At 69.8% G+C, this 242-nt stretch carries 1 protein-coding gene; it reads left to right on the top strand.

Annotated elements, in window-relative coordinates; translation table 11 throughout:
- Positions 1-63: 63 nt before the first annotated feature.
- On the top strand, positions 64-242 hold a 179-nt coding region (locus HKX41_13050; GenBank protein ID NNC25061.1), incomplete at its 3' end, for a metal/formaldehyde-sensitive transcriptional repressor.

The following is a 242-nucleotide window of genomic DNA, read 5'->3' as shown; positions in this document are numbered from 1 at the left end:
CCCATGTGGGATGTACATCTGATCCTACCCCCCAGTATCAGGCGCCCCCGCCCGGACCCCGCCATGCCGCATTCCCCCGCCGAGAAAAAGCGCGTCCTCACCCGCGTGCGCCGGATCAAGGGCCAGACCGAGGCGCTGGAGCGCGCGCTGGAGGCCGGCAGCGAATGCGCGGCGGTGCTGCAGCAGATCGCGGCGATCCGCGGCGCGGTCAACGGGCTGATGTCGGAAGTGCTGGAAAGCCA

The sequence above is a fragment of the Salifodinibacter halophilus genome (assembly GCA_012999515.1).
GTDB classification, from domain to species: Bacteria; Pseudomonadota; Gammaproteobacteria; order Nevskiales; family Salinisphaeraceae; genus Salifodinibacter; species Salifodinibacter halophilus.
Note: the sequence above shows the minus strand (reverse complement) of the source record. Positions and strands in the feature narration are given on the sequence as shown.